The 25,742-nt window shown below is 63.0% G+C and carries 29 protein-coding genes; 10 read left to right on the forward strand and 19 right to left on the reverse strand.

Translation table 11 applies throughout. The annotated features are described in order from the left end of the window. The first annotated feature begins 48 nt into the window (after positions 1-48). The gene (locus tag BRA62_RS05310) at positions 49-585 is read left to right on the forward strand and encodes an archaemetzincin family Zn-dependent metalloprotease (RefSeq protein ID WP_292365441.1); all 537 of its coding nucleotides are present in this window, start codon (positions 49-51) and stop codon (positions 583-585) included. A gap of 385 nt (positions 586-970) precedes the next feature. Here BRA62_RS05310 and BRA62_RS05315 read toward each other — a convergent pair whose 3' ends face one another. Genes BRA62_RS05315 through BRA62_RS05325 form a run of 3 tightly spaced genes read right to left on the reverse strand, consistent with a single transcriptional unit; the run spans position 971 to position 1,940 of the window. Then, the gene (locus BRA62_RS05315) at positions 971-1,177 is read right to left on the reverse strand and encodes a helix-turn-helix transcriptional regulator (RefSeq protein ID WP_048112121.1); all 207 of its coding nucleotides are present in this window, start codon (positions 1,175-1,177) and stop codon (positions 971-973) included. Continuing rightward, a complete protein-coding gene (locus tag BRA62_RS05320; RefSeq protein ID WP_292365445.1) occupies positions 1,174-1,557 on the reverse strand; it encodes a hypothetical protein in 384 nt (127 codons plus the stop codon). Before BRA62_RS05320 ends, BRA62_RS05315 begins: the two co-directional genes overlap by 4 nt. Further along, positions 1,554-1,940 carry a hypothetical protein gene (locus BRA62_RS05325; RefSeq protein WP_292365447.1) on the reverse strand — a complete coding sequence of 129 codons (387 nt, stop codon included), beginning with the start codon at positions 1,938-1,940 and terminating at the stop codon, positions 1,554-1,556. Before BRA62_RS05325 ends, BRA62_RS05320 begins: the two co-directional genes overlap by 4 nt. Before the next feature lie 759 nt (positions 1,941-2,699). On the opposite strand from BRA62_RS05325, the gene BRA62_RS05330 reads away from it, so the two are divergent. Continuing rightward, positions 2,700-4,958, forward strand: coding sequence for a bifunctional alpha,alpha-trehalose-phosphate synthase (UDP-forming)/trehalose-phosphatase (locus tag BRA62_RS05330; protein ID WP_292365449.1), 2,259 nt, complete (start codon positions 2,700-2,702; stop codon positions 4,956-4,958). Here the strand turns inward: BRA62_RS05330 and sepS are convergent. The 8 genes from sepS to BRA62_RS05370 all read right to left on the reverse strand — a co-directional run bounded on the left by sepS (position 4,933) and on the right by BRA62_RS05370 (position 12,613). Then, positions 4,933-6,528, reverse strand: a complete 1,596-nt coding sequence (gene sepS / locus BRA62_RS05335; protein WP_292365451.1) for an O-phosphoserine--tRNA ligase — start codon at positions 6,526-6,528, stop codon at positions 4,933-4,935. The genes BRA62_RS05330 and sepS overlap by 26 nt on opposite strands. Next, positions 6,525-7,418 carry a 4-demethylwyosine synthase TYW1 gene (gene twy1 / locus BRA62_RS05340; RefSeq protein ID WP_292365453.1) on the reverse strand — a complete coding sequence of 298 codons (894 nt, stop codon included), beginning with the start codon at positions 7,416-7,418 and terminating at the stop codon, positions 6,525-6,527. Before twy1 ends, sepS begins: the two co-directional genes overlap by 4 nt. Next, positions 7,399-9,063: an arginine--tRNA ligase gene (gene argS / locus BRA62_RS05345; protein ID WP_292365455.1), complete on the reverse strand. Its 1,665-nt coding sequence runs from the start codon at positions 9,061-9,063 to the stop codon at positions 7,399-7,401. Before argS ends, twy1 begins: the two co-directional genes overlap by 20 nt. Next, positions 9,063-10,334, reverse strand: coding sequence for a peptide chain release factor aRF-1 (gene prf1 / locus BRA62_RS05350; RefSeq protein ID WP_292365457.1), 1,272 nt, complete (start codon positions 10,332-10,334; stop codon positions 9,063-9,065). Before prf1 ends, argS begins: the two co-directional genes overlap by 1 nt. A 107-nt stretch (positions 10,335-10,441) precedes the next feature. Next, entirely contained in the window at positions 10,442-10,936 is a 495-nt protein-coding gene (locus BRA62_RS05355) for an NUDIX hydrolase (protein WP_292365458.1), read from the reverse strand. A gap of 3 nt (positions 10,937-10,939) precedes the next feature. After that, positions 10,940-11,605, reverse strand: a complete 666-nt coding sequence (queC, locus tag BRA62_RS05360; RefSeq protein ID WP_292365460.1) for a 7-cyano-7-deazaguanine synthase QueC — start codon at positions 11,603-11,605, stop codon at positions 10,940-10,942. Beyond that, positions 11,605-12,213 (reverse strand): 7-carboxy-7-deazaguanine synthase QueE, encoded by a 609-nt coding sequence (locus BRA62_RS05365; RefSeq protein WP_292365463.1) that lies wholly within the window; start codon positions 12,211-12,213, stop codon positions 11,605-11,607. Before BRA62_RS05365 ends, queC begins: the two co-directional genes overlap by 1 nt. Beyond that, on the reverse strand, positions 12,200-12,613 hold the full coding sequence (locus tag BRA62_RS05370) for a 6-pyruvoyl trahydropterin synthase family protein (RefSeq protein ID WP_292365465.1): 414 nt from the start codon (positions 12,611-12,613) through the stop codon (positions 12,200-12,202). The genes BRA62_RS05365 and BRA62_RS05370 overlap by 14 nt, the downstream gene beginning before the upstream one ends. A gap of 173 nt (positions 12,614-12,786) precedes the next feature. Here BRA62_RS05370 and BRA62_RS05375 point away from each other — a divergent pair, with 173 nt between their 5' ends. The 3 genes from BRA62_RS05375 to BRA62_RS05385 are packed head-to-tail and all read left to right on the forward strand — an operon-like array spanning position 12,787 to position 16,034. Further along, positions 12,787-13,215 carry a 30S ribosomal protein S12 gene (locus tag BRA62_RS05375; RefSeq protein ID WP_292365467.1) on the forward strand — a complete coding sequence of 143 codons (429 nt, stop codon included), beginning with the start codon at positions 12,787-12,789 and terminating at the stop codon, positions 13,213-13,215. Positions 13,216-13,220: 5 nt separating this feature from the next. Continuing rightward, a complete protein-coding gene (locus BRA62_RS05380) occupies positions 13,221-13,811 on the forward strand; it encodes a 30S ribosomal protein S7 (protein WP_292365469.1) in 591 nt (196 codons plus the stop codon). 30 nt (positions 13,812-13,841) lie between these two features. After that, positions 13,842-16,034 carry an elongation factor EF-2 gene (locus tag BRA62_RS05385; protein ID WP_292365471.1) on the forward strand — a complete coding sequence of 731 codons (2,193 nt, stop codon included), beginning with the start codon at positions 13,842-13,844 and terminating at the stop codon, positions 16,032-16,034. Positions 16,035-16,335: 301 nt separating this feature from the next. Here the strand turns inward: BRA62_RS05385 and BRA62_RS05390 are convergent, their stop codons facing one another. Next, the gene (locus BRA62_RS05390; RefSeq protein WP_292365473.1) at positions 16,336-16,878 is read right to left on the reverse strand and encodes a hypothetical protein; all 543 of its coding nucleotides are present in this window, start codon (positions 16,876-16,878) and stop codon (positions 16,336-16,338) included. Positions 16,879-17,046: 168 nt separating this feature from the next. On the opposite strand from BRA62_RS05390, the gene BRA62_RS05395 reads away from it, so the two are divergent. Continuing rightward, positions 17,047-17,808 carry an MBL fold metallo-hydrolase gene (locus BRA62_RS05395; RefSeq protein WP_292365475.1) on the forward strand — a complete coding sequence of 254 codons (762 nt, stop codon included), beginning with the start codon at positions 17,047-17,049 and terminating at the stop codon, positions 17,806-17,808. 31 nt (positions 17,809-17,839) lie between these two features. Here the strand turns inward: BRA62_RS05395 and BRA62_RS05400 are convergent, their stop codons facing one another. Further along, on the reverse strand, positions 17,840-18,301 hold the full coding sequence (locus BRA62_RS05400) for a protease inhibitor I42 family protein (protein WP_292365477.1): 462 nt from the start codon (positions 18,299-18,301) through the stop codon (positions 17,840-17,842). 220 nt (positions 18,302-18,521) lie between these two features. On the opposite strand from BRA62_RS05400, the gene BRA62_RS05405 reads away from it, so the two are divergent. Continuing rightward, positions 18,522-19,142 carry a hypothetical protein gene (locus tag BRA62_RS05405; protein WP_292365478.1) on the forward strand — a complete coding sequence of 207 codons (621 nt, stop codon included), beginning with the start codon at positions 18,522-18,524 and terminating at the stop codon, positions 19,140-19,142. 18 nt (positions 19,143-19,160) lie between these two features. On the opposite strand, the gene BRA62_RS05410 is transcribed toward BRA62_RS05405, so the two are convergent. From BRA62_RS05410 to BRA62_RS05430, 5 genes are all read right to left on the reverse strand, one after another. Then, positions 19,161-19,727 (reverse strand): class I SAM-dependent methyltransferase, encoded by a 567-nt coding sequence (locus tag BRA62_RS05410; RefSeq protein ID WP_292365479.1) that lies wholly within the window; start codon positions 19,725-19,727, stop codon positions 19,161-19,163. A 109-nt stretch (positions 19,728-19,836) separates the two neighbouring features. Next, positions 19,837-20,013, reverse strand: coding sequence for a DUF1059 domain-containing protein (locus tag BRA62_RS05415; protein ID WP_292365494.1), 177 nt, complete (start codon positions 20,011-20,013; stop codon positions 19,837-19,839). Positions 20,014-20,078: 65 nt separating this feature from the next. After that, positions 20,079-20,792: an ABC transporter ATP-binding protein gene (locus BRA62_RS05420; RefSeq protein ID WP_292365496.1), complete on the reverse strand. Its 714-nt coding sequence runs from the start codon at positions 20,790-20,792 to the stop codon at positions 20,079-20,081. A gap of 5 nt (positions 20,793-20,797) precedes the next feature. Next, on the reverse strand, positions 20,798-21,982 hold the full coding sequence (locus tag BRA62_RS05425) for an ABC transporter permease (RefSeq protein ID WP_292365480.1): 1,185 nt from the start codon (positions 21,980-21,982) through the stop codon (positions 20,798-20,800). A 1-nt stretch (position 21,983) separates the two neighbouring features. Beyond that, entirely contained in the window at positions 21,984-23,225 is a 1,242-nt protein-coding gene (locus BRA62_RS05430) for a COG1361 S-layer family protein (RefSeq protein WP_292365481.1), read from the reverse strand. A 464-nt stretch (positions 23,226-23,689) separates the two neighbouring features. Here BRA62_RS05430 and BRA62_RS05435 point away from each other — a divergent pair, with 464 nt between their 5' ends. Beyond that, entirely contained in the window at positions 23,690-23,890 is a 201-nt protein-coding gene (locus BRA62_RS05435) for a hypothetical protein (protein ID WP_292365482.1), read from the forward strand. 89 nt (positions 23,891-23,979) lie between these two features. Continuing rightward, positions 23,980-24,645 carry a hypothetical protein gene (locus BRA62_RS05440; RefSeq protein ID WP_292365483.1) on the forward strand — a complete coding sequence of 222 codons (666 nt, stop codon included), beginning with the start codon at positions 23,980-23,982 and terminating at the stop codon, positions 24,643-24,645. A gap of 9 nt (positions 24,646-24,654) precedes the next feature. Here the strand turns inward: BRA62_RS05440 and BRA62_RS05445 are convergent, their stop codons facing one another. After that, a complete protein-coding gene (locus BRA62_RS05445; protein ID WP_292365485.1) occupies positions 24,655-25,047 on the reverse strand; it encodes a hypothetical protein in 393 nt (130 codons plus the stop codon). 157 nt (positions 25,048-25,204) lie between these two features. Between BRA62_RS05445 and BRA62_RS05450 the strand changes: the two genes are divergently transcribed. Further along, positions 25,205-25,742: SRPBCC domain-containing protein (locus tag BRA62_RS05450; protein WP_292365487.1), on the forward strand; the 538-nt coding region annotated here is incomplete at its 3' end.

Here is a 25,742-nt window from a genome sequence, read left to right on the forward strand (position 1 = left end):
GATACCATCAAGTTCTTGCCTGCCGATACCCGCCGCCGGGATGCCCCCATGAGTATTGTCCTGGTCCCGATCGGGAAGGTCGATCCGGCAGAGATACGGATGCTCGAGGATCCCCTGGAAGCGGCGTTCTCCCGCGGCGTCGCGATCGGGGAGGAGGTCCCGCTTCCCGCAGCCGCGCGGAACGCCGCCCGCGGCCAGTACGACGCGGAGATGGTGCTCGAGTTCCTCTCGCTCTCCGTGGAGACCACCGGCGACGGCCGGGTGCTGGGGGTCACCAACGCGGATCTCTACTTCCCGGGCATGAACTTCGTCTTCGGGATAGCGGGCCGGAGGTGTGCCCTGATCTCCCTGCATCGCCTCAGGCAGCCGTTTTACAGCCTCCCCGAGGACCCGGCCGTCTTCCGGCACCGGGCCGTCGTGGAAGCGGTGCATGAACTGGGGCACACCTTCGGGCTCGCTCACTGCAAAGACCCCCGATGCGTCATGCGTTTCTCAAACACCATCGCCGAGACCGATCGGAAGGGGCCGGCGTTCTGTACGGCCTGCCGTCCGCGGGTCTGCACCGGAGCGGCCGGACGGCGGTGATCGGTGGGGTAGAAAAGATCGATACGTATCTCTCCAAAAGGCGGAAAACAATTCCCGGGCGCTGCGCTCATTCCGAATAACCGGAGCGTTCCCATATAATATATTCAGGTTATGATAAAAATGAATTCCCTGAAAATGGCCCTGATCATTGGGCTGATGTAAAATCGGGGCAATTATTGCCAGAATTCCAAATCAAAATGCTTTTACCCTGCCACTCCAACCTTAGAGATTGTCCCCAATATCATTTTTTGCGATTCCTTTGTTGTTCTGCCATATCGTCCCGGAGCGGGCGCTTTCTGCTGCACCCGATCGTCGGCCGGCTCACGGAGGGCGCCGGTTGCGGTGCCCCCTGCCTGCCGTGCAGCCTCTGCCGGCTACGGCACGATCATGCCAGGTCCTCTTCCTCGAAGGTGAAGACCTCTTCGATGGTGGAGCCGAGAGTGTGGGCCACTTTGTAGGCGAGTTTCAGGGAGGGGTTATACTTCCCCTTCTCGAGGAAGACGATCGTCTCCCGCCGGACCCCGACCCGCTGCGCCAGTTCCTCCTGGGTGATCCCCGCCTTCGCCCGGAGTTCCCGGATCCGGGTCTTCACCCGGCGTCCCCCTCCCGGAGCAGGTATAGTTCCGCAACGCTCGCGCTGATCCCCGCAAGAAGGAAAAGTGCAACCAGCACCTCCCTCCCGCTCAGCCGGACCATGCCAGCAAAATCGACGAAGAGCAGGAACATCAGGGCGACAAACAAGACCTGCCAGGCGTACGGGCGTGCGAACGCGCGGATCTTGCGGAGCCGTTCGTCGTCTGGGGGACCTTCGTCGGTCTTCATCCGCTCCATCACGGCCCCGGCGATGAGCAGCACCCCGAAGGGGATGAGGATGATGGGTATCCAGGGGTTCAGCCCGGGGAGGATCACGCCGAAGGCGGCTCCAGTGAGGATGGAGGCCCCACCGACCACCGCCTGCAACGTCGGCCTCACGCCACGTCCCCCTGCCGGAAGAGGTACCACTGGAATAGCCGTGCGGAGAGCCCCATCAGCAGGATGGCGGAGAGCAGCACGGCCTCGACCGTGAGGGCGACCACACCGAGATAGTCCACCCAGAAGAGGAGCGCGAGGAAGACGATGGTGAGGAGCCAGGAGTAGGAGATGGCGTATGCCCCGATCTTCTGCGTCCGCTCGTCTCTCTCCGGCTCGTCCCGGAACCTCCAGTGCCGGACCACGGCCACCGCGAGGATCACGAGACCGATCGTCACCAGGAGCGAAGAGATTGCCTCTGTCCCGTCTACGAGGAACGGGAGGAGGATGCCTGCAGCGCCGAGAACCGCTCCCGCCGCAATCTGTATCGCGTATCGCTTCTTCATCGCTTCACCTGTTATGTATATCTAACATGGTGTTAGAAAAATATAACGTTTGCGATGTTGAACGCAGGTGCGGCACCCTGGTCCCACAACAATCCTCCCTCACCACCGGCCGTTGCCTCTATAGTCGCATTAAAATGGAGAGAATATCACAACTCCCGATAATCAGGCCGGAGGGATACCCGCCTATCCCTCCGGCCGGGCATATCGCCCTGCACTGCCCGCCCCTGAGGGGGGGCGGAACGACTTCCCCGCAGGGTGCGACGTTCCGCAGGAATGCGACGCGCCCGAAGGGCCGGAGCATGAGCACCGGAGGTGCGAACGGAGCTTAAGCACCGTCAGGTGCGGGGAAGGAGTTTGAGCACCGTCAGGTGCGGGTGAGGAGGCGCGAAGCGCCGGGCGGTGGGGTCGTTTGAGGGGTGATGCTGCGTCACCCCCGCGCGTGGCCCCGGAAATCGGATCGACATCCTCTTTTTGTCTCCCCGCATCCGGCCTCGACACGATAACCAGATTCCGATTGCTCTGCCCACCCCGCCCACGAATCCGCCCCTCCTCCGCCAGCCACCGCCCCGGATCCCCCGACGGAATCGCCTGAATAGGACACGCGCGGGAGCCGCGGTGGCTGCAGGCGCCGGGAGAGCCGGGGAGAGGAGTAGTTCGCCCGGGGTTTGATATCTGCAATTTTTTGAGATTTCGCCAAAAACTTAATTTTGGTTGAGAATCTTAGGATGGATCATACCACGAGTGTGAGCAGGGTCAACCATGAACCGGTTACTGATAGTTTCAAACAGGCTTCCGATCAGCGTTTCCCGGAAGAACGGCGATCTCCATCTGCAACGGAGTGTCGGCGGTCTTGCCACGGGAGTCGGCTCTTTCTACAAGTCCTACGAGAGCCTCTGGGTCGGCTGGCCTGGTATAAACATCCAGAAGAAACAGGAAGAGGAGAAAGAGCGGATTGTCGAGGTACTCGGAAAAGAGCAGTGCCATCCGGTCTTCCTCTCCCCGTACGACATCAAGAACTATTACGACGGATTCTGCAACAACACCCTCTGGCCGCTCCTCCACTACTTCAACCTCTCTGCAGAGTACGACCCGAAGACATGGCAGGTCTACCAGCGGGTGAATGAGAAGTTCTGCGACGCCGTGATGGAAGTGGCCCGGCCCGACGACACCATCTGGGTCCACGACTACCACCTGATGCTTCTGCCGCAGATGCTCCGGGAGCGGCTGCCTGATGCCGAGATCGGCTACTTCCACCACATCCCCTTCCCGTCGTTCGAGATATTCCGGCACCTGCCCTGGAGGGAGGAGATCCTCTCCGGGCTGCTCGGGGCGGACCTCATAGGCTTTCACACCTACGGCTACGTTCGCCACTTCCTTTCCAGCGTCAGGCGGCTCCTCGGCTACGAGCACACCTTCGGCGAGGTCAGGACCGGAACCCGGATGGTACGGACCGACCTTTTTCCCATGGGCATCGATTACCACCGGTTTGCCGACTCCGCGGGCAGCACCCAGGTCCAGAAAGAGATCGCCCGGATCCGGCAGAAGTACGGGAAACGGAAGATCATCCTCTCTTTCGACCGCCTGGACTACACGAAGGGAATCCCGCTCCGGCTCGAGGCCTTCGACGCACTCCTCGAGAAGAAGCCGGAGTACCGGGGGAAGGTCTCCCTCGTCCTCGTCGCGGTCCCGTCCAGGACCGGTGTCAGCAGTTACAAGGCGTTGAAGAAACGGATCGACGAACTCGTCGGCCGCATCAACGGGAAGTACGGGACAACCGACTGGGTCCCCATCCGCTACTTCTACAACTTCCTCCCGTTCGAGACGCTGGTGGCGTTCTACAGCGCCGCCGACGTCGCCCTGGTGACGCCGCTCCGGGACGGCATGAACCTGATGGCGAAAGAGTACGTCGCCACCAGGACCGACGGCACCGGGGTGCTTATCCTCTCCGAGATGGCGGGAGCGGCGGAGGAGCTCGGCGAGGCGATCATCGTCAATCCGAACGACCAGGACGCGGTGATCGAGGCGATCGAGACCGCGCTCGCCATGCCGGAGAAGGAGCAGATCGAGCGGAACCGGACGATGCAGAGGAGGCTGATGCGCTACGACATCGAGCACTGGGTCGGCGACTTCCTCACCCGGCTGGGCGACGCGCGGGCGGTCCAGGCCGAGCGCTCCGAACAGGTCGTCACCCCTGCCATCAGGGAGAAACTGGTCGCGGGTTACGCCGCCGGCAAGGACCGGCTCCTCCTCCTCGACTACGACGGTACCCTGGTGCCGTTCGCCGCAAGGCCGCAGAAGGCGGTTCCCGGCGACGCCACGCGGGAGGTGCTCAAGACCCTCTCCCGCACACCGGGAAACGAGGTGGTGGTGATCAGCGGCAGGGATCGGTCCACGCTGGAGGCCTGGTTCGGGGCGATGGACATCGGGATCATCGCCGAACACGGCGTCTGGATAAAGGAGCGTTCCGGTGAGTGGCGGATGCCCGAGGCGCTCTCGGACGAGTGGAAGGGGGAGATCTACCCGCTCCTCGAACTCTACACGGATCGCACGCCCGGCGCCTTCATCGAGGAGAAGGACTACTCCCTCGTATGGCATTACCGGAGAACCGAACCGCTGCTCGGCGCACAGCGGGCTAAAGACCTCAAAGACGATCTCCTGCACCTGACGGCGAACCTCAACGTCGGTGTCATGGACGGGAACAAGGTCATCGAGATCAAGAACAACGTCGTCAACAAAGGAAGGGCGGCGCTGAACTGGGTCTCCCGCCGCGCCTGGGACTTCATCCTCGCTATCGGGGACGACCGGACCGATGAGGACCTCTTTGCGGCGATGCCGCCCGAAGCCTACTCGATCAAGGTCGGGCTCGCCCCGAGCAGGGCGCGCTTCAACCTGGTCGCCCAGCGGGACGTGCTGCCCCTGCTCAAAAGGTGCATCGAGCGCGATAAGGAAGGTCTTTCCGGGAAAAAAGAGAGGCCGGGGAGGGAGAAGGCCCTTATTGAGTCGGCTGCTCCGGGATGACGGATCTGACCGTCAGGAAGACCGGTCCCCGGAGGTCCACCTTTTTGTTGTGGTCGGTGATATACCGCATCGCGTACTCTTCGATACGCAGGTTGACGTCTGAAGGAAGTTTCGACATCTTCACCTGGACGCGGCTCTCCTGTCCGCACCGCGCCGCCTCCTCGATCCGTGCGGCGGCGAGGCTCGATACCGCGTCGAGGTAGGTGATGCCGGTCGAGACCCCTTCCTGCCGGACGGTCGCCCACTTCTCGGTGTCCGGGACGCCGAGGACCGAGCCGTTGTGGACGAAGACCTCGTTAAAGCAGGCAGGGCCGCAGAGTTTGGTGTTGGACTCGGGCTCCTCGACGATCACCTCTATCTTCCGTCCCGCGATCTCGCCCTTCCACGCGGTGAACGCACAGGGCCCGGGGGCGGCGGCGTGCTCGGCGGCCGTGGCGCGAATCGCCTCCGCTATCCGTTTCCCGGTCGCGGACGCCGGCCCCTCACGGAGATGGACGGCGCCGGCTATCTCGCGGTCGGAGATCTCCTGCGGGAAGAACTGCGGGTAGGTGAGCTGGCGGACGTCGTTTGACTGGTAGGCGATCATCGCGAGCCGCTCCACCCCGAGGCCGAGGTTCATCACCGGCACGCCGATCCCGTACTCCGCGAGCGCCGAGGGCGAGTAGATGCCGAAGGTAGCCACCTCGACCCAGCCGAGGACCGGGTGGCGGGCGTAGACCTCTGTCTGGGTCTCGGGCATGTAGTACTTCGACCGCTTCTCGTCGGGCTGGAACCGGAACTCCGTAAACCCGAACGCCGAGAGGAGGGCTTCGCTGATGGCTTTCCCCTCCTCGAGGGTGACGTCTTCCCCCGCGACGATGCAGGAGGCCGAGTGGTAGGTCATCAGGCGGGTGGCCCCCTCCTCCTGCTCCCGCCGGAAACACCGGTCGACCGAGAAGAGCCGGAGCGGGAGGTGACGCTTCTCCCAGAGGGAGGAGAGCGTCAGGAACCAGCCGCTCGTCATATGGCTCCGGAGTGTGTTGCGCGACGACTCGGGGGCGAGCGCTTTGAATTCGGGGAAAACCGCATCCAGGATATGCACCACGGCGGCGTCGTCGGCCTCGAGGACGGCCGCGAGTTCGTGCGCCAGTTCGTCGCCGTCGATCGTTCCCTTCTTGTAGCCGTGGAGGGTCTCGCGGAGTTTCTCCTCGGCCCCGGGCGGGACTGCACGGCCGAGGATGGCCTCGATCTCCTCGATCTGCTTCCTTGCAATCCCGACGTTCGGGCGGGGCAGGCCGCCCAGGTAGAAGACCCGGTCGAGGACGGCCATCGCCTCAGGCCCGAATTGCCGGTAGATGTCCGATTCTTCGACGATCAGGGGGTTGATCGCCTCGTCAAACCCCATCGCGAGGTAGGTCTCGCGGAGCCGCTGCACGATCTCGAAGATCGGGTGCGGTGTCGCCCGGGTGTACCTCAGCCGGGGGTACGTGCCGGAGACCCCCGGCGGCGTCAGCACCGACGGCCCTTCGTGCCATGCGTGCTCGAAGTCCTCTCTCGCCCTCTTTTTGAACTCTTCCACATCGAATCTCATACGTCTCGCTCCAGGCAGACGACCCGGCTCACCGGGCTCTCGTCCCTGATACTATAATCGCAATGCTCCGCAATTTTCTCGGAAAATGCCCTTACTTCGCGGTGTTCGGGCATCCGGTCCCTCTGCAGTCGATTCCTACTGTACCCCAGATACATATAACCCTTTACCTCCACGAACCGGGCCCCGGAGTCCTGGTAGATCGCTGCATAACCCTCGGGGGAGAAGTCATTGTAGCCGCGCACCACGGTGGTGCGGATGGCCGACCGGCGTTCCCGGAGTCCGGCGAGGCTCTCGTGAATCCTGTCCCAGTAGTCCTCCCTCGGCCGGCAGAGGGAGAGATAGGTCTCCCGGTCGGGAGCGTCCAGCGAGACGTAGGTCTGGTAGGGCCGGCACCGGGCGAGGACATCGGGCCGGGTGCCGTTCGAGACGAGGAACGTCGTATATCCGTCCGCGTTGAGGGCATCGACCAGCTCCGGGAGGCGCGAGTAGCAGGTCGGCTCCCCTGAGAGCGATATCGCGACCATCGTGGGGTCGAGCGCCTCCGCGAACCGTTCCGGCGCGACGTAGGGGGAGACCTTGTAGCCCGAGAGGGCCTTCTTCTGGACCCGCCGGAGGTTTGCCACGATGACGTCCGGCGGGCATTCCTCCTCCTCCACGACCTCGTGCTCGAACGATCGCCAGCAGAAGAGGCACTGCTGGTTGCACTTGAGAGTCGGGGTCATCTGGACACAGCGGTGGCTCTCGATGCCGTAGAACTGCGCCTTGTAACACATCTCGCCACCTTTGAGCGCCCGCTTGTTCCACATGCAGGGTTTTACGGCCGCCGAGGAGGTCGGGGTGATGAACTGGTAGCCCTGCTTTTTGAGGGCCTTACATGCTTCTGAGTGCATCGATCCCGAGAGTCTCGAGGGACTCCTGTAAGGTGTTCCTGACCGCGTCCACGAGCGCGAGGCGGCTGCTGCGGGTCTCGCCCTCGCTCTTCAAGACCGGGTCGTAGTGGTAGAAGGCGTTGAAGAGGTCGGCGAGTTCGCGGGCGTAAGAGGCGAGCAGGTGCGGGCGGAGTTCCTGCACGGTCTGCTCGACGACGGCCGGGAACCGGGCGAGGTGCCGGGCGAGCGCGACCTCGTGGTCGGTCTCGTAGTGGTATGCCCGCGTAAACTCCCCGGCCTTCCCGAGGATGCTGCATGCCCGGGCATGGGCGTACTGGATGTAGGGGCCGCTCTGCCGCTCGAAGTCCAGCGCCTCCTTCCAGTTGAAGACCGTGCTCTTCTCCGGGGAGACTTTCACGATGTCGTAGCGGATGGCGGCGATGGCGACCGACTTTGCGATCGAGCACCGTTCCTCTTCGGGGAGTTCCGGCCGGCGGGCGGTCACCTCGTCATACGCCTTCGCGCCAACCTCTTCGATCAGTTCGTCCGCCGAGACGAACTTGCCCGCCCGGGTGCTCATCGAGCCTTCGGGGAGGGAGACGAACTCGAAGAAGACGATCTCGGGCGGCTGTTCGCCGAGGAGTTTGAGGGTGGCACGGAGCTGGGCGCCGATCAGTTTGTGGTCCGCCCCGAGGACGTCGATCATCCGGTCGTAGTTGCGTGCCTTCCAGGTGTGGTAGGCGAGGTCGCGGGTGCTGTAGACCGAGGTGCCGTCGCTGCGCCGGAGGATGTATTTCTTCTCGAAACCCTGCCCGGTGAGGTCGACCCAGAGCGTCTCGTCCTCGTGGGCCTGTGGCAGGCGCCGGACCCGCTCGATGATCCGGTCCACGTCGCCGATCCGGACGAAGTCGCTCTCCCAGACGAACCGGTCGTGGTGGGCGTTCAAGGCGGCAAGGGTCGCCCTGATACCCTCCGCGCAGAGGGAGACGGCTTTCCGGAACTTCGCGACGGTCTCGGCGTCGCCGCGCTCCACCTTCTGCATGAGGCGGTCGATCTCTTCGGTGATCCCGGGGTTCTTCTCGATCTCCCGGTTCGCCGCGACGTAGACCCGGGCGACGTAGTGGTCTTCCTTCTCGCCCTCCTCCCGGGCGATATCGAGGTGGTCGAACCCCCAGGAGACGATGGCGATCTGGCGGCCCATATCATTGAGATAATACTGCACCTCGAGCGGGTTCCCGGCTTTCCGGAACGTCCGGGCAAGGGTGTCGCCTATAACGGTGTTTCTGATATGCCCGACGTGGAGCGGGCCGTTCGGGTTCGCGCTCGTGTGTTCGAGCACGACCCGGCCGGAGCGGCGGGAGAGGCTCCCGTAACCGGGCTCGATCGCCTCCCTGACCGCCTCTGCTAGAAGCGTCGGGCCGAACCGGAAGTTGACGTAAGGCCCGGTCGCTTCGACCCGGACATCCCCGAGTTCGGGGTTCGCCGAGAGTTTCTCCGCGATCTCCGCCGCGATCTTCTGGGGTGCCCGTTTCTCAACCTTCGCAAGTTTAAACGCTATCGTAGAGGCGAGATCGGCGTGATCCCCCCCCGTCGTGAGGAGGACATCCTCTTCACCGGTGCATGCCCGGAGCATGCGCTCAATCTGGTGGTACTTCTCCTGATACATCAGTATCCTGTCCTGTAACGCAGGATTGCAGCGATCCCGCCGAACGCATTGTAGAGCATCGACCCTTCTTCGAAATCGTCCGAGATTATCCTGACCGTCGCGCTGCTCTGGTCCGCGAACGTGGTCAGCTCGTCGATGATATCGGTCTCTTCGGCCACGTAGAACGACCCGCCGTCGTTGGGGCAGGTGCCGAAGTCGAGGTCCTTGATGTGCTTGCCCGGCTCAAGGCTGACCGTCCGCTCCTCGGTGTAGTCGCTGTTTGAGCAGGCAAGTTTCAGCCGGGCTCTCCGGAGTTTGTCGGAGAGGAGGAGGGTGTCGACGGCGCCGAGTTCCAGGTTCTTTCTGACGCTCTCCTCGCCGTAGGCGGCCGCTCCGTCGTCTTTGACCAGCTCCTGGAGGAACCGGTTCATCACGGTCTTCTCCTTGATGATATCGAGCCCCTTCAGGGCATCCGACGCGTTCTCGACGAGTTCGGCAAGCCCGGACTCGTTCGTGTAGGAGACGTCGAAGAGCCCGATGATCCGTTTCTGCAGTTCGTGGTGGAGGAAACCGCCCGCCTCGAACTCCTCCTTGGTCGGGGTCGGGCCGCCGATCAGCACGCCCTTGAACCGCTCGAAGAAGTCTTTTTCGCCGAGGAAGACCTCGCTCGCGAGGTCGCCGATCTTCTTGTAGAACTCGTTGATGGCGATCAGCCGCAGCCGCTGGAAACGGACACTTGACTGACCTCCTTTTCGCTGCTTGCCGGGGACTGTCGAGGTTACGCCGCGGACCGGCTCGATACGATTGCCCCGGAGAAATCCGACGTAGGCTTCCCGCCGGTCAAGGACGATGAGGCCGTAGATCTCCTTCTCGCCGAGCATCTGCTCCAGCGGCTCGAGTTCGAACGAGGAACTGCACCGGTACGTGTAGGTGTTGAGCGGCTCGGGCGGCTCGATGATCTCGCACTCGAGGTTGGTGCGGTCGCCCCCGGTGTTGATCGTGCCGCAGAAGATCGCCATACCGTGCTCCGGCGGGCGCTTATAGTATTTCAGGCGGGAGAGGATGGAGGATATGGCACTCTGGACGTTCGTCCGGGTCTGTTTGCTCTTGATGTTCGCGCATTGCCCGAACTCGTCGCGGAGCTGGGCGGTCACGTCGGATATCTGCTTATCCGGAGGTATATAGAGTGTGATCAGCTCGGTGCCGCTCCCCTCCTTCTCCGCAAGCCTCTCAAGCATCTTTTTAAATTCATAGCGCTTTCGCGGGGTATCCATCTCTTGCGTCTCTTCCATAGGAGTTCACCAGGCCAGCTGAATGTTGTTCATTTATCGGAGCTACTATATGTTTCCCGGGGGAGGGCATAAATCTGCGCACATACGCCAATCCCCCTCCCGCCGCCTCACTGGAGGCACCGGCAGGCGAGGCAGATCGTCTTTGCATCGACGATCCTTCCGTCCGCAATCATGGCCTGAAGCTCTCTGACAGGGACGCGGACGACCTCGATCACCTCGTCGTCGTCCATCCCGTAGTCGGAGCAGGGAGAGAGTCCTTCGGCCCGGTAGAGCCAGATCCGCTCGTCGGTGTAGCCGGGAGAGGGGTAGATCCAGCCTTTCGGGACGAAGGTCTCCGCTTTCATCCCGGTCTCCTCGATCAGCTCGCGGTACGCGGTCTCGTGCGGCTCTTCGCCCTCGTCGATGGTGCCTGCCGGCGCCTCGTAGATGTAGTCGCCGACGGCGAACCGGTACTGCCGGATAAGGTAGCAGTCGTCCCCAACGACCGGGAGGATCGCGACCGCGCCGCCGGGGTGGACGACCACCCGCTCCTTCGTCTCCCCGTTCGGGAGGGTGAAGACTTTTTTCTCGACGGTAAGCCGTCTGCCGCGGTAGATCTCCACGATTCACCTCTCGTACGCGATCGGGTCCTCTACCCCGGCTTCACGGAACGCCTCCCTCCTGTAGTGGCAGGAGGAGCAGACCCCGCATGCCCGGTCGTTGTTCTGGTAGCACGACCAGGTCCGTTCGTAGGGGACGCCGAGGGCGAGGCCCTTTTTGATGATATCGACTTTCGTCATCCGGACGAACGGCGTCATCAGAGTGATCCGCGGGTCCGCCGCCGTGCCGAGGTCGACCACCCGCTGGAACGCCTCGATGAATTCCGGCCGGCAGTCCGGATAGCCGGGGTAGTCCCCGGTCTGGACACCGATAAATATCGCCTCCGCCCGCCGGGCTTCCGCGAGGCTGGTCGCGATGGCAAGCAGGTTCGCGTTCCTGAACGGGACGTAAGTGCTCGGCACCCCTTCCTCCTCGCCGGCATACTCCTCGACCGGGATGCTCTCATCCGTCAGGCTCGAGGCGCCGATCTTTTTGAAGTGTTCGAGGCCGATCTCGACGAACTCCTGCGCGTCGAGCATCCGCGCGACGCTTTGGGCGCACTCGCGCTCCTTTGCCTCCGTCCGCTGGCCGTAGGTGAAGTGGAGCGCGATGATATCGTAGCCCATATCCTTTGCGACGTAGGCGAGCGTGGTGGAGTCCATGCCGCCCGAGAGAAGGCAGACCGCTTTCATCATTTTACCCCCAGGATCTTGTGGAGCTGCAACTGAAACCTCACCGGGAGGTTCTCTTTTACGATGTAGTCCGCGATGACGCGGTAATCGGACCCCTCCACCGGCGAGATGAAGACCTCGCCGCGGATATCGTAGCGGCTCATCACCGCCCGGGCGTAGAGGAGGTCGTCCTCGTCCGCCACCACGAACTTGACGCAGTCGCGGGGGGTGATGAAGGGGAGGAGCGTAAGATCGCTCTTCTCGCCCGACGAGGGGCATTTGACATCCATGCAGATGGAGGCGAAAGCCTGCATCTCCCGGAAGTCCCGGGTGCCGTTCGTCTCTATCTCGACGGTGTAGCCGTGAAGGTCGAACTTCTTGAGAAGTTCGAGAACCTCCCCGGACTGCAGGAGCGGCTCCCCGCCGGTGATGCAGATGTGCTTCCCGTTCTGCAGCCAGACCCGGTCGAGGACCTCTATGACGCTCATCTCCTGCCCGCCTTCCCACGCGTAGGCGGTGTCGCACCAGGCGCACCTGAGGTTGCACCCGGCGAGCCGGATGAACGTGCAGGGCCGCCCCTGGTTCTTCCCCTCCCCCTGGAGGCTCCGGAAGATCTCACTGACGATCATAGGTGCGCTCTGCGTAACAGGTCGTCGACTCCCAGACCCGGATCTTTACGACATGCGCGTCGTGTCCCTGCTGTGCGGCCTCGGCGTCGATCATCTCCGCGATCTGCCCGGCCAGGAGTTCGCTCGTCGGGTCGCCGGAGGTGGTGACGACCGGGTGGAACTCCTCGATGCACGCCGCCATGGGGTCATCCTGGTTCAAGATCACCTGGTGGTCGAACCGGCCGACGACCTCCTTGATGCAGTTGTAGTCAAGGACGATCCCGGTGCGCTCATCGGCCGTACCTTCTATCCAGACCTCCACGCGCCACTGGTGGCCGTGCAGCCGGAAACACTTCCCCTTATAGTGGATCAGACGGTGTGTCGCCTCGAAAAAAACCTCCTTGTATATCCGGGTATTCATCAATGAAGGTTGCCCGCCAGGATATAATATTATATCAGCTCCCGATCAAATAGCCAAGGCAGAAGATCGGCGTGCGGGCGGGTTCCACAATATATAAATCCGTAACGCGCGTTGCTTTATAGCACACCAGGAGTTGCTCCTATCCACAAATTCAACTAATTCGAGGGTATTCGATGGGAAATGGTAAATTTGCAGCCCGAAAACAGAAGCGCGACGCAAATAATAACCGGTGGCATGACACTGGCTACGCGCGCCGCCAGCTCGGGCTCGATGTAAAAGCTGACCCCCTTGAGGGAGCGCCGCAGGGCCGCGGGATCGTTCTCGAGAAGGTGGGTGTCGAGGCAAAGCAGCCGAACTCCGCCATCCGCAAGTGCGTCCGTGTGCAGCTGATCAAGAACGGCCGGCAGGTAACGGCGTTCGCCGTCGGCGACGGCGCCATCAACTTCATCGACGAGCACGATGAGGTCGAGATCGAGGGTATTGGCGGCAGGCTGGGCAGGTCGAAGGGGGATATCCCCGGCGTCCGGTTTGTCGTGACCAAGGTGAACAACGTCAGCCTGCGTGAAATGGTCACGGGCCGTAAGGAGAAGCCGCGGAGGTAAGTGGTATGGTAGAAGCAGAGGCAGGAGCGGGAGCCCAGCAGCTCCTCTTCAACCGCTGGGACATGAGTGAGGTGGAGATCCGGGATCCGAGCCTTGCCCGTTACGTGAACCTGCACGCGATGATCGTGCCGCATTCCTGCGGCAAGCTCGTCGGCCAGCAGTTCAACAAGAGCAACATGCTGATCGTCGAGCGCCTGATCAACAAGATGATGCAGACCGAGAACAATACCGGCAAGAAGGAACTTGCCATCCGCATCGTCCGGGACGCCTTCGAGATCGTCAACAAGAAGACCAAGAAGAACCCGGTCCAGGTGCTGGTGGACGCAGTCGCGAACACCGGGCCCCGCGAGGAGACCGTCCGGCTGAAGTACGGCGGTATCAACGTGCCGAAGTCGGTCGACACAGCACCCCAGCGCCGTGTCGACACTGCGCTCCGGTTCATCACCGCCGGTGTCCTGCAGGCGAGCCACAAGAAGAAGAAGAGCGTGAGCGAAGCGCTTGCCGAGGAACTGATCGCGGCCGCGAACGGCGACACCCGCTCATACGCCGTCTCGAAGAAAGAAGAGAGAGAACGTATTGCAAAGGCCGCCCGCTAAAACTCTCTATTATTTTTTTGGTGTATTTTCATGACCAGACGAAAGAAGATGGTAGAGCGGGTGACGGAGCTGATGGACAAGCCGGAGAAGATCCGGAACATCGGGATCGTCGCCCACATCGATCACGGAAAGACAACACTCTCGGACAACCTGCTCGCCGGTGCAGGCATGATCAGCGAGGAACTCGCCGGCCGGCAGCTCTTCATGGACTCCGACGAGGAGGAACAGGCACGCGGCATCACCATCGATGCGAGCAACGTCTCGATGGTCCACACGTACGGCGGGGAGGGGTACCTGATCAACATGATCGATACCCCCGGCCACGTGGATTTCGGCGGTGACGTGACCCGCGCCATGCGTGCGGTGGACGGCGCCGTCGTCGTGGTGGACGCGGTCGAGGGGACCATGCCCCAGACCGAGACGGTGCTCCGGCAGGCCCTCAAAGAGGGTGTCCGCCCGGTTCTCTTCATCAACAAGGTGGACCGGCTGGTCAACGAGCTGAAGGTAGACGAGCAGGAGATGCAGATCCGCCTCGCGAAGGTGATCGACAAGGTCAACAAGCTGATCAAGGGCATGAACGAGAAGATGTACAACGAGGGCTGGAAACTGGATGCCGTGAAGGGCACCGTCGCCTTCGGCTCCGCGCTCTACAACTGGGCCGTCTCCGTGCCCTTCATGCAGAAGAGCGGGGTCTCGTTCAAGGATGTCTTTGAAAAGTGCAACTCCGGCGACATGAAGTGGCTGGCGAAGAACAGCCCCCTGCACGCCGTCCTCCTCGACATGGTGGTCAAGCACCTGCCGAACCCCCTCCAGGCCCAGGACCGGCGTATCCACATCATCTGGCACGGGGACTACAACTCCCCCGAGGGCAAGGCCATGGTCAACTGCGACCCGAACGGCCCCGCCTGCCTGATGGTCACCGATATCTCGTTCGACCCGCACGCAGGCGAGGTCGCCACCGGCCGTCTCTTCTCGGGGACGCTCCGCCGGGGCACCGAGTGTTACATCATGGGTGCGGCGAAGCGTGCGAACCGTCTCGCCCAGGTCGGCATCTTCATGGGCGCCGAGCGGATCGAGGTGGAAGCGCTCCCGGCGGGTAACATCGCCGCCGTGACGGGCTTGAAAGACGCCATCGTCGGTTCGACCGTCACGACGCTCCTTGAGATGATTCCTTTCGAGTCGCTGAAGCACTACTCCGAGCCGGTTATGACCGTCGCCGTCGAGGCAAAAAGCATGAAGGACCTCCCGAAACTCGTCGAGGTTCTTCGCCAGGTGGCCAAGGAAGACCCGACGGTGCAGGTCTCGATCAACGAGGAGACCGGCGAGCACCTGATCAGCGGCATGGGTGAGCTCCACCTCGAGATCATCACCGGCCGTATCAAGCGCGACAAGGGCGTCGATATCATCACCTCCCCGCCGATCGTCGTCTACCGCGAGACGGTCACCGGCCGGGCGGGCCCGGTCGAAGGGAAGTCGCCGAACCGCCACAACCGGTTCTATATCGAGCTCGAGCCGATGGACCCGGCGATCGTGAAGCTGATCCAGGACGGCGAGATCTCGATGAACCAGCAGGCGATCGAGCGGCGTGATGCCCTCGTTGCTGCCGGTATGGACAAGGACGAGGCCAAGAACGTCAAGGCGATCGAGGGCACCAACATGTTCATCGACATGACGAAGGGTATCCAGTACCTCAACGAGACGATGGAACTGGTCCTCGACGGCTGGCGCGAAGCGCTCCGTGGCGGCCCGCTCGCCGACGAGCTGGTCCAGAACCTGAAAGTCCGGCTGGTGGACGTGAAACTCCACGAGGACGCCATCCACCGCGGCCCTGCCCAGGTCATCCCGGCGGTCAGGAGCGCCGTCAAGGCGGGGCTGCTGATGGCCGGCGACTCGCTCCTCGAGCCGATCCAGAAGATCCAGATCACGGTCCCGAGCGAACAGATGGGCGCTGCTACCTCGCAGATCCAGGGCCGGCGCGGCCAGGTCTTCGATATGCTGAGCGAAGGCGACACGATGACGATCGTCGGCAGGGCACCGGTCGCCGAGCTCTTCGGGTTTGCCGGGGACATCAGGTCGGCCACCGAGGGTCGCGCGATGTGGAGCACCGAGTTCGGCGGGTTCGAACTGGTCCCCTCCGGCATCGTGGACGAGGTCGTCAAGAGCATTCGCCGGCGCAAGGGCTTGAAAGAACAGATCCCGCGGCCGGACGACTATCTGGCGTAACGAGTATCGAATACCCTCCCTTTTTGTTTTTCCCCCACGGTGAGCGGATGCGCCGGACGCAACTCGCGAAAGCGGGGGCATGGTTGGGCTATTGTCCCGGCCGCGAGGAGTTATAGAGGCAAACTGCCTCGCATCCGGGGAGTTATCAACGCCTTCCGGCGGCAGTATCCCATCCCCGTCGGTTGTCCGGGTTGTCTCCGGCGTGGGCGTCCCCCAAGAAAAGTTGCGAGGCCGGCCGGCAGCCCGTTTTGCCGGTCGGGGAGATCCGCGGCTGCTTCTCAAACGATACGGCGGAGTCTGCCTACCGCTTTTGCGCCGCGGCGAGCAGCCCGCAGATGCCGAGAGCGGCGATCGCGATCAGTCCCGGGAGCGGCGCCTGCGTCGGGGCCGTCGTGGCCGTGGCCGGCGGTGCCTCTGTCGGGGTTTCAGTGACCGTGGTGACGGTTTCAGTGGGCGTGGGCGTCTGAGCGTGGACGAATAGGATGCTGTTGTGCTCAATCAGGCCGTCTGCAGTACTGTATGGGAAATACCGTCCGTATTTCCCGTGGAACGTATAGGTATTGATCTTGAAGTAGTCGTCGTTCGGCACGCCGATGACCCGGATAACCTGTTTCCTGGGATCGTCGTCCCGGTACTGCCGGAGTTCCGTGATCGGGTTGAGCGTGTCCTGATTGCGGAGGTTGATGAGGTCGACGACGAACGGCTCGGCCCCGACCTCGATCGTCTGGCCGGGCTGTACCACCAGTTTGCCGGTCTCCTGTGCGGCTGCCGGGGCGACAAGCACCAGGGTGAGGACCGCGAGGGCTGCGAGAAGATACCGGGATGCCATTTTCTGATCAGTCATAGTTCCAACCTCGTTTTTGCTGTATATATGCGTATTGAAACGCAGCCGGAATCGTCGTCTCTCACCGGGTAAATCCGCCGGAGCGCTGCCCGTTTTCCGCCTGGCATCACTTTTCCTCCCCGACCGAATCATTGATGTGGAGAGAGGGTATCTCACAGTGGAGATGCCATGAAGGCCGCCGGCCGGGATAGAAAGGGTTCTGCCGGGAGCGGACGGGCCCCGGTAACAAGGACGGAGAACGCCGCCATGGGCTACCTGCCGGCAGTCATCTCCGTGCCGCTTGGCCCGACAACCGCATTCATCGTCAGGGACCGGAGCGTGCTCCTGGTCGACACCGGCAACCCCGGGGATGAGACGGCCATCCTGGCCGCGATGAGGAAGGCCGGCATCAGGCCCGACGAGGTCTCCCTGATCCTGGTCACCCACGGGCATCCGGACCACTGCGGGAGCGCCGACGCGCTCCGGGAACTGACCGCCGCGCCGGTCGCCGTCCACGAGGCCGACGCGGCTCTCATGCGCCTCGGGTTCGACGGGCTGCGTTTTTCCACCGGGATCATCGGGCGCCTGACCGGGTTCGCGGGCGGCAGGAGGGCAGTCCCCGGTTCGGGCGGTGTTGAGCCCGATATCGTCATCAGGGGCATCGCCGACCTTGCGCCTTTCGGGGTCCGGGGCAGGATCGTCCCCACACCGGGGCATACTTCCGGTTCTGTCTCGGTCCTTGTCGCCGGCGGCACTGCCATCGTCGGCGACCTTCTCTCCGCTCTGTTTCCGGGCGGGAGGCCCCGGCTGCCCCTCAGGACACAAGACCCTGCGGCGGCAAGGAGAAGCCTCCGGACACTCCTCGCCTTCGGGCCGGAACGTGTCTGTGCGGCGCACGGAGGGCCATGGTCGGGTGCGGAGGTGTCGAGGCGGTTCGGGAACGGCCGGTGACAGGGGAGATGCGGGAAAAAAAGGTGCAGGGTTACTCGATGACGAACGCCATCGAGAACGTGGTCTCGTCTCCTGTCTCGTTCTCCCAGGGGCGCTTGTAGATTGCGGAGAACTCGCCGGTGCCCTCCTCGGCGGCGAGGTACTCCCATACATGCACGCCTCCGGCGCCTACAAGTCCTGTCTCCGGTGCGATGTAGGTGTCGTTCACGTACTCAAGCCCGGCCGACGAGGTGACGTTCCACTCGTAGCCGGTCGTCGGGTTCTCGTCGAGACTGATGGTGATCTCGCTCCCGGCCGGGAGGGTGACGGTCTCGTTATTGTTCGTCTCGTCAAAGGCGTACTCCTCCGCCGCGGGCGGCGTCGTCGCCACCGGGGTGGGTGTCGCGGTCGGGGTTCCCGGTTCCGCCGGCTGCGACGTGCAACCGGCGCCGAGCATGCACAGTACCAGGAGTCCTGCAATAAGGACACTATAGATGCTTTTTCTCTGAATCATGCGATAAGATCGCTCAGATATGTTAAATAGTTTTCTTAAACCCCTGGAAGAGGTGCCCGCTCCCGGACCGTGTCCTGATCCGATTGCACCGGGATCGACCGTTACGGAGAGGATCCGTGGACGCTCCAAAACCGATTCAGGATGATGAGACCGCCTTGTGCCGGGGGGAGGCAAATTATAAATAATATTTTATCGATCAGGTCCGTCTGAGGACATTGCTATGAAAATAATCTCTCGAAAAACGATCTTTCCCGTGCTTCTTATCGTGCTCGGGATCTGCCTGCTCGCAGCAGGCTGTACGTCGACGCCACCGGATACGACCGCGCCGCCGACAACCGCCACGACCACCACCGAGGCCACGACGGCTCCTGCCGCCGCCGGCACCACCGTCTCCGGGGCTGCAGAGGGCTACGTAACCGCGGTTCCGTTTGCGGCGCTGATACCGTTCCTGCCGGATGCGCCCGCGGGCTGGACTGCAGACGAGCCGCAGGGTGCCACCTGGACGGACCAGGAGGTCCAGTGGACCTGGGCGTCCCGCGATTACAGCAAGGGCGATGCCCGGGCGACCGTCCTGATCCAGGACTCGGCTTATTACGACGTGGGTTACTGGGAGTCGTGGGACTCGCTCGTTGCGTTCGAGACGACCGAGGGCTACTACAGGCAGGGCAACGTCGGCGGCCAACCGTCCTGGAAGGTCTTCAGCAAACCCGACTCCTACGGCACCTGGGTCGGCGTGAACGAGCGGTTCATGGTCTATGTCAGTGTCGAAGGCGGCTCTGAGCAGGATCTCGATGCGCTCGTGAACGCCATCGACTACGGCGGCATCGCGAACCTGGAGTAACCCCGAAAAACCCTCTTTTTATCGCCCCGGCATGGCCGTGACGATGTAGTGGTACGGCCCCGCCTCCGCCACTGTCCTGACCTCCAGCCCCGCCTCTACCATCAGCGACGCCGCATGCTCCGGACTGAACTTCTTTGCGGGCGGCGGGCCGAGGGGCAGGGGTTCCTTCTTCCAGTCCACGTCGACGACCACGCCGGTGCTGCGCGCCATCCGTTTTGCGTTTCGAAGCACCCGGACCGGGTCGACGAAGTCGTGAAGGTCGATGCCGAAGAAGACGATGTCAGTGCATCCGTCGCAGAGGACAATCTCCTCGGCCATTCCCTTGCGGAGGATGACGTTATCGAGCCTCTCTGAATAGGCTTTCTCCCGGAGCAGATCCAGCGCTTCGGCGTCGATGTCGATTCCGCAGACACGGCCGCGCGGCCCCACGATCCGCGCCGCAGGAAGCGCGAAGAACCCGTCCCCGCACCCGACGTCGACGAAGGTGCCTCCGGGAGCAAGCCCGATCTCCTCGAGGATGGACTCGGGGTGCTGCCAGCGCCGGCGGGCGGCCTCGTCTTCCGGAGAGTGTCTGTGATGCATCATACCGGTCCCGGTGGCGTGGATCCCGGAAAAACCTGCCGTTCTTACCAGGAGAGTGTCGGGGGTGGGCCCCGGCTCAAAGCTAAAAAAGCATCGGTGGCACAGCCACCCCCTACTTCATCGCCTTGCGAATCTTCTCCTGCACTTCCGGCTGTTCCGGGTTCATCTGGTGGGCGGTCTGGACATGCCCCTCGACCCGCTTCATCAGCTCGTTTTCGTCCTCTGCCTTCTCTTCGAACTCACACGCAAGGCCAAGGTCCTTGCACCTGAACGTCTTCATCTCCTGCATATTTCTCACCGGCCGGGTTGTATACCGGGAGTGATATAAAAATATCGGCGCTGTCTTTTCCGGCTCTACCCTGCCTCACCTCCGCCCGGGTGCGGCTCCTTCCTGCACTCCACCATCTCCTCGATCAGCCCGTCCCGCAGGGTGACGATCCGGCAGAAGTACTCCTTGTGCCAGTCCTCGTGCGAGACCATCACGATCGTCTGGTCGAGGTCTTCGTTTAAGCGGGCGAAGAGGTCGAGGATGCTCTTCGAGGTCTGGCTGTCGAGGTTCGCGCAGGGCTCGTCGGCGAGCAGGATGCTCGGGTTGTTCACGAGTGCCCGTGCGATCGCCACCCGCTGCTGCTCCCCGCCCGAGAGTTCGCTCTGCCGGTGGTCCATCCGGTCGCCGAGGCCGACCCGGCGGAGGATCTCGGCGCTTCGTTTCAGGTACTCGGCTTTCGATGCCCCCCGGACAAGCGATGTCAGGTAAACGTTCTCGAGCGCGGTGAGTTCACCGATGAGCGCGTAGTCCTGGAAGACGTAGCCGAGCCGGTTCAGCCGAAAAAGGGTTCGCCGGTGGTCGGAGAGGGCGAGGACGTCGGTCCCGTCGATCGTGACCCTGCCGGAGGTGGGCCGGTCGAGGAGCCCGAGGATATGGAGGAGCGTCGACTTGCCGCTGCCGCTCGCCCCCATGATCCCGACGAACTCTCCTTTCGCGACCTCGAGCGAGACGCCCCCGAGGGCACGGACCTCAACCCTCCCCATGGTGTAGACCCTCGTGAGGTTTTCTGCAACGATCAGTCTTCTCACCCCCTGATTGCGGAGAGGATATCCTCCCGGGCGATCTGCCACGCCGGGATGTAGCCCGCCACCACCGAGACCGCGAAGAGGCTTGCGATGCTCCGGAGGATGGCCGACGCTTCCACGTCCGGGTAGACCGGGCCGCCGGGGAAGACGAGCGGGTAGGCGGTCAGGTAGGTCGTCACGCCGGCGTTCAGTCCTATCCCGACCAGCGCCCCGACGGCGGTGATAAAGAGCACCTGGAGGACGTAAGAGTTGATGATGATCTGCTGGTCGATGCCGATCGCCTTCAAGATCCCGATCTGCCGCCGCCGGTTCACGGTGTTGATGAAGATCACGATGAAGACCACCACGATGGCGATGATCAGGCTGACGAGCGTCGAGATCGCGTTGATGATGTTGAAGCTCTGGATCGCCTGGTCGACAAACCCTCCCGATTTCTCCCGGAACGTCAGGATCTCCTCCTGGATGCCGTAGGAGAGGATCTCCGTTTTGTACTCCTCCTCCCTGCCGTTGACCTCGGTCTTCACCAGAATTATGGACGCCTGGTTATCGAGCCCGAGCACCTCGCTTATCTCGCGGCTGGTGACGAAGGCTGCCGTATCGACGCCGAAGGACTGGGTCTCGAAGATCCCCTTCACCCGGTAGGTCCGTGTCTCGCCGTTCGGGTAGGCCACCTCCACCGAATCGCCGACCCCGATCCCCTGGAGCGAGGGAAGGCCGCCCGCCTCCTCCCCCTCGCTCCCCGCGAGAGTTGCGCCCATGACGATCGCGTCGGTATCTCCGTTCGAGAGAAACTCTCCTGTGGTCATGTAATCGGCGATCCTCGTCACCGACCGCTCATCTTCCGGGTTTATGCCGTAGAGCGTGCTTGCGGCGTTGCGGCCCCGGTAAAAGAAGGTCGCCCCGGCGATCCCCGGGATACGTTCGACCTTCCTCTGGAGGCCGGTCACGTCGTCGATGTACTGGCTGCCCTCCCGGGGCTCGATGACCAGGTTTCCGAGGTCGAAGTCGATCGACTGGGTGTTGAAGGTCTCGACGACCCCGGAGATGATGGAGGGGAGGAAGACCAGGTTCACGAAGATGAGGGCGATGATCATGATGGTGAGAGCGAGCGTTCCCCTGCTTCCGCGCTGGATGGATTTCCACGCCAGGAACGCGGAGACCCTGAGGCCTGCAAGCACAGGCACGTCACTCCTCCTTTCGCCGCCGGTACCAGAAGACCGCGGCCGCGATGATGACGACGAGGACGGCTGCCGCGGCGGCGATCGCCGGAACCGGGCTTTGCTCCGCAACGACAACCTGCAGGGCCTGCCTGACCGTGCGCTCCCCGTAGTCGTCGGTGTAGTGTATGACGAGGGTGTAGTCGAAGACTCCCTCCTCGTCGGCCTGCAGGGCGAAGACAGCGGGACCGTCGTTGCCGGGTTCGATAGTCCCGAGGAACGCCTCCTTTGAGCCCGGGAGGGGAAGGTCTTCGATGGTCGCCCGGACCGACTCCGCGTCCGCCGTTCCGGTGTTCTCCAGCCGGATTGTCAGGTCCACCGGGTCTCCGGCGGTGATCCGGGCCGGTTCGGTCCTGATGGAGGCGATGCCCATCTCGGCGCGGCCGACGATGGGAATGCCGATCGTCGCCACCTGCCGGAACGCCGCGAGATTGGCGCCCCTGTAGTCGACGGTGACGATGACAGGTGTAAGCCCGAGCGGTACGCCGGTATCGGTCTCGAAGGTCAGGTTCAGGACCGACTCTTCTCCGGCCCCGAGTTTCGGGATGTAGTAGTTCTCCGAGTTCCGCGGGGTGATCGCGCCGGAAGTTGCGTTGACGTCGACGGAGATGTCGCTCGCGCTGGCCTGGCCGTCGTTATGGAGGATGAGCGTGACGTTGAAGGGGTCGCCCGGATCGACGGATGCCGGGACGGCCCTCTCCAACCGGAGCACGGGCTTCTTGATCAAGGCATACGCGGAGTTGACGTTCACCGGCACGGGATACCGCACACCGGCCCCGTCCCGCACCCGGACCCAGACCTCCGGGAAGTAGATCCCTTCTTCTCCGGGAGCGCGGATCCGGAAGGTGAGAGGGAAGGACTGGCCGGGACCGATCTCGCCGATATCCTGGAAACTCCCGGTCAGGACCTCGACGTCCTCGCTCGCCAGGAGCACGTTCTCGATGTAGGCGTTCTCCTGCGTCTCCGTAGATGTGTTCGCCTCTCCCGTACCGGGATCCAGCCGGATATTGAGTGGCGATCCCGTGGCTCCCGGGGCGGTGCTCGTGAGCACCACCGTGATCGTCCCTTCGTCCCCGGGCATGAGGACGGCAGGGGTGACGGTGTAGTTGGAGACGAACACCGTCGGGGCGGCCGCGGACGCCGCTGCCGGGATGAGCAGCAGGATGAGAATGAGTGCGCCCGTGATACGCCCGATCGTTTGCCTTCCCATGCCCCTCCGGGGAGCAGCCGCGGGTTTTTGAACCATCTCTCTTCCCTCCTGGAGGGGGTCTCCGGAGCCCAGAGTCCTGATGTTTGTATATAACGGTTGTGCATGCCTGCTCTTCCGGGCCGGGGTGGTGCGGCACACCGGGTATCCGGAAAACATTTTTATTGTCTACAAAATATATTGTGTTCGGGATACGGACGAGCCGTTACGGGATCGGTTCACCGGACGAGTGGTCACAAACATACCTCCATTCGTGTTGCAACGCTCTATACCTCTCTGCACGTCATCATAATCCGGTGCTCATAACGTCCTGCTGCTCTCCGTTCTCACTCATCAGTCCGCCACCAATTTTTTGTGCCGGGGATTCATGAACGTGGACCCGGGGTACCGGAGGACAACCTTCCGGCTGTGAGCTGCCTTTATGTTCCCCCGGCGGTATACTCCGTCCACGTTCTGAGGGGGAAGAGATGGAGACGACCCAATGGCTGGTGACGCTGACGTTCAGGGTAACGGTAAGCGGTGTCCGGTCGAAGGATGACTCGGTGGCTGCAGGCCTGGAACAGCTCAAACAGGGGCTCTGCAGCGGAAAAGACGTCCCGATGGAGGCGAGTGTCCGGAGGATCACGAATATCGTCGAGGAGGAGCCGATCTTCGGCGTGAAGTGGTGAGCGGGGCCCGGCGTGAACCCGCGCCGTGACGGCGCGGGCTGCAGATCCCGGGGAAAACTCTTTTCTACATCTCCCGCCTGTTCGGCCCCATGTACGAACTTCCCGATACGGTCGCCATCGATGTCGTCCTCCTGCCGCCCGGGCCGATCATGGATATGGCGATCGGTGCGAACCGGGCGCTGCTTGCCGGCAACCCGGACGGGGGGATACGCCTCGATAGAGAGGACTGCCTCCCGCACGTCTCGGTCGCGATGCTCCCGGCAAGAAGTGGCGATATCCCGGAGATCACCGCGAAGGTGGACCGGATTGCCCGGCGATGCACCCCCATGGCCATGACCATCGACGCCGTCGCAAAACACCGCTCAGGCACGGGAGGGACCGTCTCCGCATTTCACATCCTCCGGGCGGAGATCCACCAGCTCTTTCACAAGACCGTGATGAACGCCGTAAAGCCGTACCAGGCACCCCCGGCCGGACCCGCGATGTTTGCAGGGGATGCATCCGCGCCGTCCGTCGACTGCCTCCTGCGGTTCGGAGAGACTTCTGCGTATGAGCGCTACTCGCCGCACATCACGATCGGGTTCGGCGACCTTCCCGAGATCATCCCCGGGATCGACTTTCCCGTCCGGTTCGAGGCGGCGAAGGCCGCCGTCTGCCACCTGGGCAGCCACTGCACCTGTCGGCGGGTCCTTGCCGAATTCGATCTCGGAACCCGGACGCCCGGAACCCGCGGCAGGGTTGCGGCCCGCCGGTAGATCGGCGGGCTACAGCAGCAGTCCTTTCACGTACGCCCGTGTACACTGGACGCACCCTGAGTAGCGGTTGAACGTCCCGGTCTCCAGGACTTCGACCGGCGGGGGCTCCCGGCGCATGCGGTCTACAAACCCCGGATCGTGCTCCGTCATCACTCGCAGGAAGACCTGCAGCGGCATGAACGGCCGGGCCTGCACCGGGACGACCTGGAAGTCCGCGAAATCCGCATCGAGCGTCGAGTTCCGGGCGAGGTATTCGTCGAAGTAGAGGATGACTTCCAGATCGTGGCGCTCCTGCAGGTCCCTCAAACGATCGAGCCCGAGCCGCGCGCCGGCTGCGAGGCCGAGCGGTCCGAGTTCTTCGGGTTCCCCGGGGGAGAAGGTCTCGTATCCTGTTGCCGTCATGGTGTCACTCTCAGAGAATGGTTTCGCGGGGGACGACTTCTTTTCTCCGGCCCCGCGGGGGCAACCGCTCCCGGATTGCCTCCCGCCCTCCTGTTTTTGCGAGAGGAAGAAAGCCTTTTCACCCTCCCGGCCCATCCGGTGCGATCGTGACGAGGGCATGACCGCTCCCCTGCCGGCACTCTCCGGGGTCCTGGTCCGGGAGGTCCGGGCCGAGACCGTTATCGCCGCCCCGCCCGCGGTCGTCTGGCGCGTGCTGACCGACTTCGCCGCCTACCCCGACTGGAACCCGTTCATCCTCTCGATCGAGGGGAAGCCCTGGGTGGGAACACGCCTCACAGTCGATATCCGGCCGCCGGGAAGGAAGAGTATGCGGTTTCGGCCGAGGGTGCTGCGGGTCGCGAAAGACCACGAGCTCCGGTGGATCGGCCGCGTCCTGATCGCCGGGCTCTTCGACGGCGAGCACCGGTTCACCATCATTCCAGAGGGAGACGGTTCCCGGTTCGTCCAGGCCGAGGTCTTCACCGGGCTGCTGGTGCCCGCCGTCGAACTCACCGGCATCCTCCGGGCGACCCATCTTGGGTTCCTGCTCATGAACCGGGCGCTCAGGGAGCGTGCTGAATGCGACTGGCGGGAGCGTAGCGACCGGCAGGAGCATGAGAATACCGAAGGTCTTCGAGTTGCGACGGGTCGTAAGA

Source organism: Methanoculleus sp. UBA208 (assembly GCF_002498065.1).
Classification (GTDB): Archaea; Halobacteriota; Methanomicrobia; order Methanomicrobiales; family Methanoculleaceae; genus Methanoculleus.

Bases quoted from the DNA above. Each gene is read 5' to 3' on its own strand.
- BRA62_RS05310 (WP_292365441.1), top strand. From the start codon at position 49: ATGAGTATTGTCCTGGTCCCGATCGGGAAGGTCGATCCGGCAGAGATA.
- BRA62_RS05325 (WP_292365447.1), bottom strand. From the start codon at position 1,940: ATGAAGAAGCGATACGCGATACAGATTGCGGCGGGAGCGGTTCTCGGC.
- BRA62_RS05330 (WP_292365449.1), top strand. From the start codon at position 2,700: ATGAACCGGTTACTGATAGTTTCAAACAGGCTTCCGATCAGCGTTTCC.
- sepS (WP_292365451.1), bottom strand. From the start codon at position 6,528: ATGAGATTCGATGTGGAAGAGTTCAAAAAGAGGGCGAGAGAGGACTTC.
- twy1 (WP_292365453.1), bottom strand. From the start codon at position 7,418: ATGCACTCAGAAGCATGTAAGGCCCTCAAAAAGCAGGGCTACCAGTTC.
- argS (WP_292365455.1), bottom strand. From the start codon at position 9,063: ATGTATCAGGAGAAGTACCACCAGATTGAGCGCATGCTCCGGGCATGC.
- prf1 (WP_292365457.1), bottom strand. From the start codon at position 10,334: ATGGAAGAGACGCAAGAGATGGATACCCCGCGAAAGCGCTATGAATTT.
- queC (WP_292365460.1), bottom strand. From the start codon at position 11,605: ATGAAAGCGGTCTGCCTTCTCTCGGGCGGCATGGACTCCACCACGCTC.
- BRA62_RS05365 (WP_292365463.1), bottom strand. From the start codon at position 12,213: ATGATCGTCAGTGAGATCTTCCGGAGCCTCCAGGGGGAGGGGAAGAAC.
- BRA62_RS05370 (WP_292365465.1), bottom strand. From the start codon at position 12,613: ATGAATACCCGGATATACAAGGAGGTTTTTTTCGAGGCGACACACCGT.
- BRA62_RS05375 (WP_292365467.1), top strand. From the start codon at position 12,787: ATGGGAAATGGTAAATTTGCAGCCCGAAAACAGAAGCGCGACGCAAAT.
- BRA62_RS05380 (WP_292365469.1), top strand. From the start codon at position 13,221: ATGGTAGAAGCAGAGGCAGGAGCGGGAGCCCAGCAGCTCCTCTTCAAC.
- BRA62_RS05385 (WP_292365471.1), top strand. From the start codon at position 13,842: ATGACCAGACGAAAGAAGATGGTAGAGCGGGTGACGGAGCTGATGGAC.
- BRA62_RS05390 (WP_292365473.1), bottom strand. From the start codon at position 16,878: ATGACTGATCAGAAAATGGCATCCCGGTATCTTCTCGCAGCCCTCGCG.
- BRA62_RS05395 (WP_292365475.1), top strand. From the start codon at position 17,047: ATGAAGGCCGCCGGCCGGGATAGAAAGGGTTCTGCCGGGAGCGGACGG.
- BRA62_RS05400 (WP_292365477.1), bottom strand. From the start codon at position 18,301: ATGATTCAGAGAAAAAGCATCTATAGTGTCCTTATTGCAGGACTCCTG.
- BRA62_RS05405 (WP_292365478.1), top strand. From the start codon at position 18,522: ATGAAAATAATCTCTCGAAAAACGATCTTTCCCGTGCTTCTTATCGTG.
- BRA62_RS05410 (WP_292365479.1), bottom strand. From the start codon at position 19,727: ATGATGCATCACAGACACTCTCCGGAAGACGAGGCCGCCCGCCGGCGC.
- BRA62_RS05415 (WP_292365494.1), bottom strand. From the start codon at position 20,013: ATGCAGGAGATGAAGACGTTCAGGTGCAAGGACCTTGGCCTTGCGTGT.
- BRA62_RS05430 (WP_292365481.1), bottom strand. From the start codon at position 23,225: ATGGGAAGGCAAACGATCGGGCGTATCACGGGCGCACTCATTCTCATC.
- BRA62_RS05435 (WP_292365482.1), top strand. From the start codon at position 23,690: ATGGAGACGACCCAATGGCTGGTGACGCTGACGTTCAGGGTAACGGTA.
- BRA62_RS05440 (WP_292365483.1), top strand. From the start codon at position 23,980: ATGTACGAACTTCCCGATACGGTCGCCATCGATGTCGTCCTCCTGCCG.
- BRA62_RS05445 (WP_292365485.1), bottom strand. From the start codon at position 25,047: ATGACGGCAACAGGATACGAGACCTTCTCCCCCGGGGAACCCGAAGAA.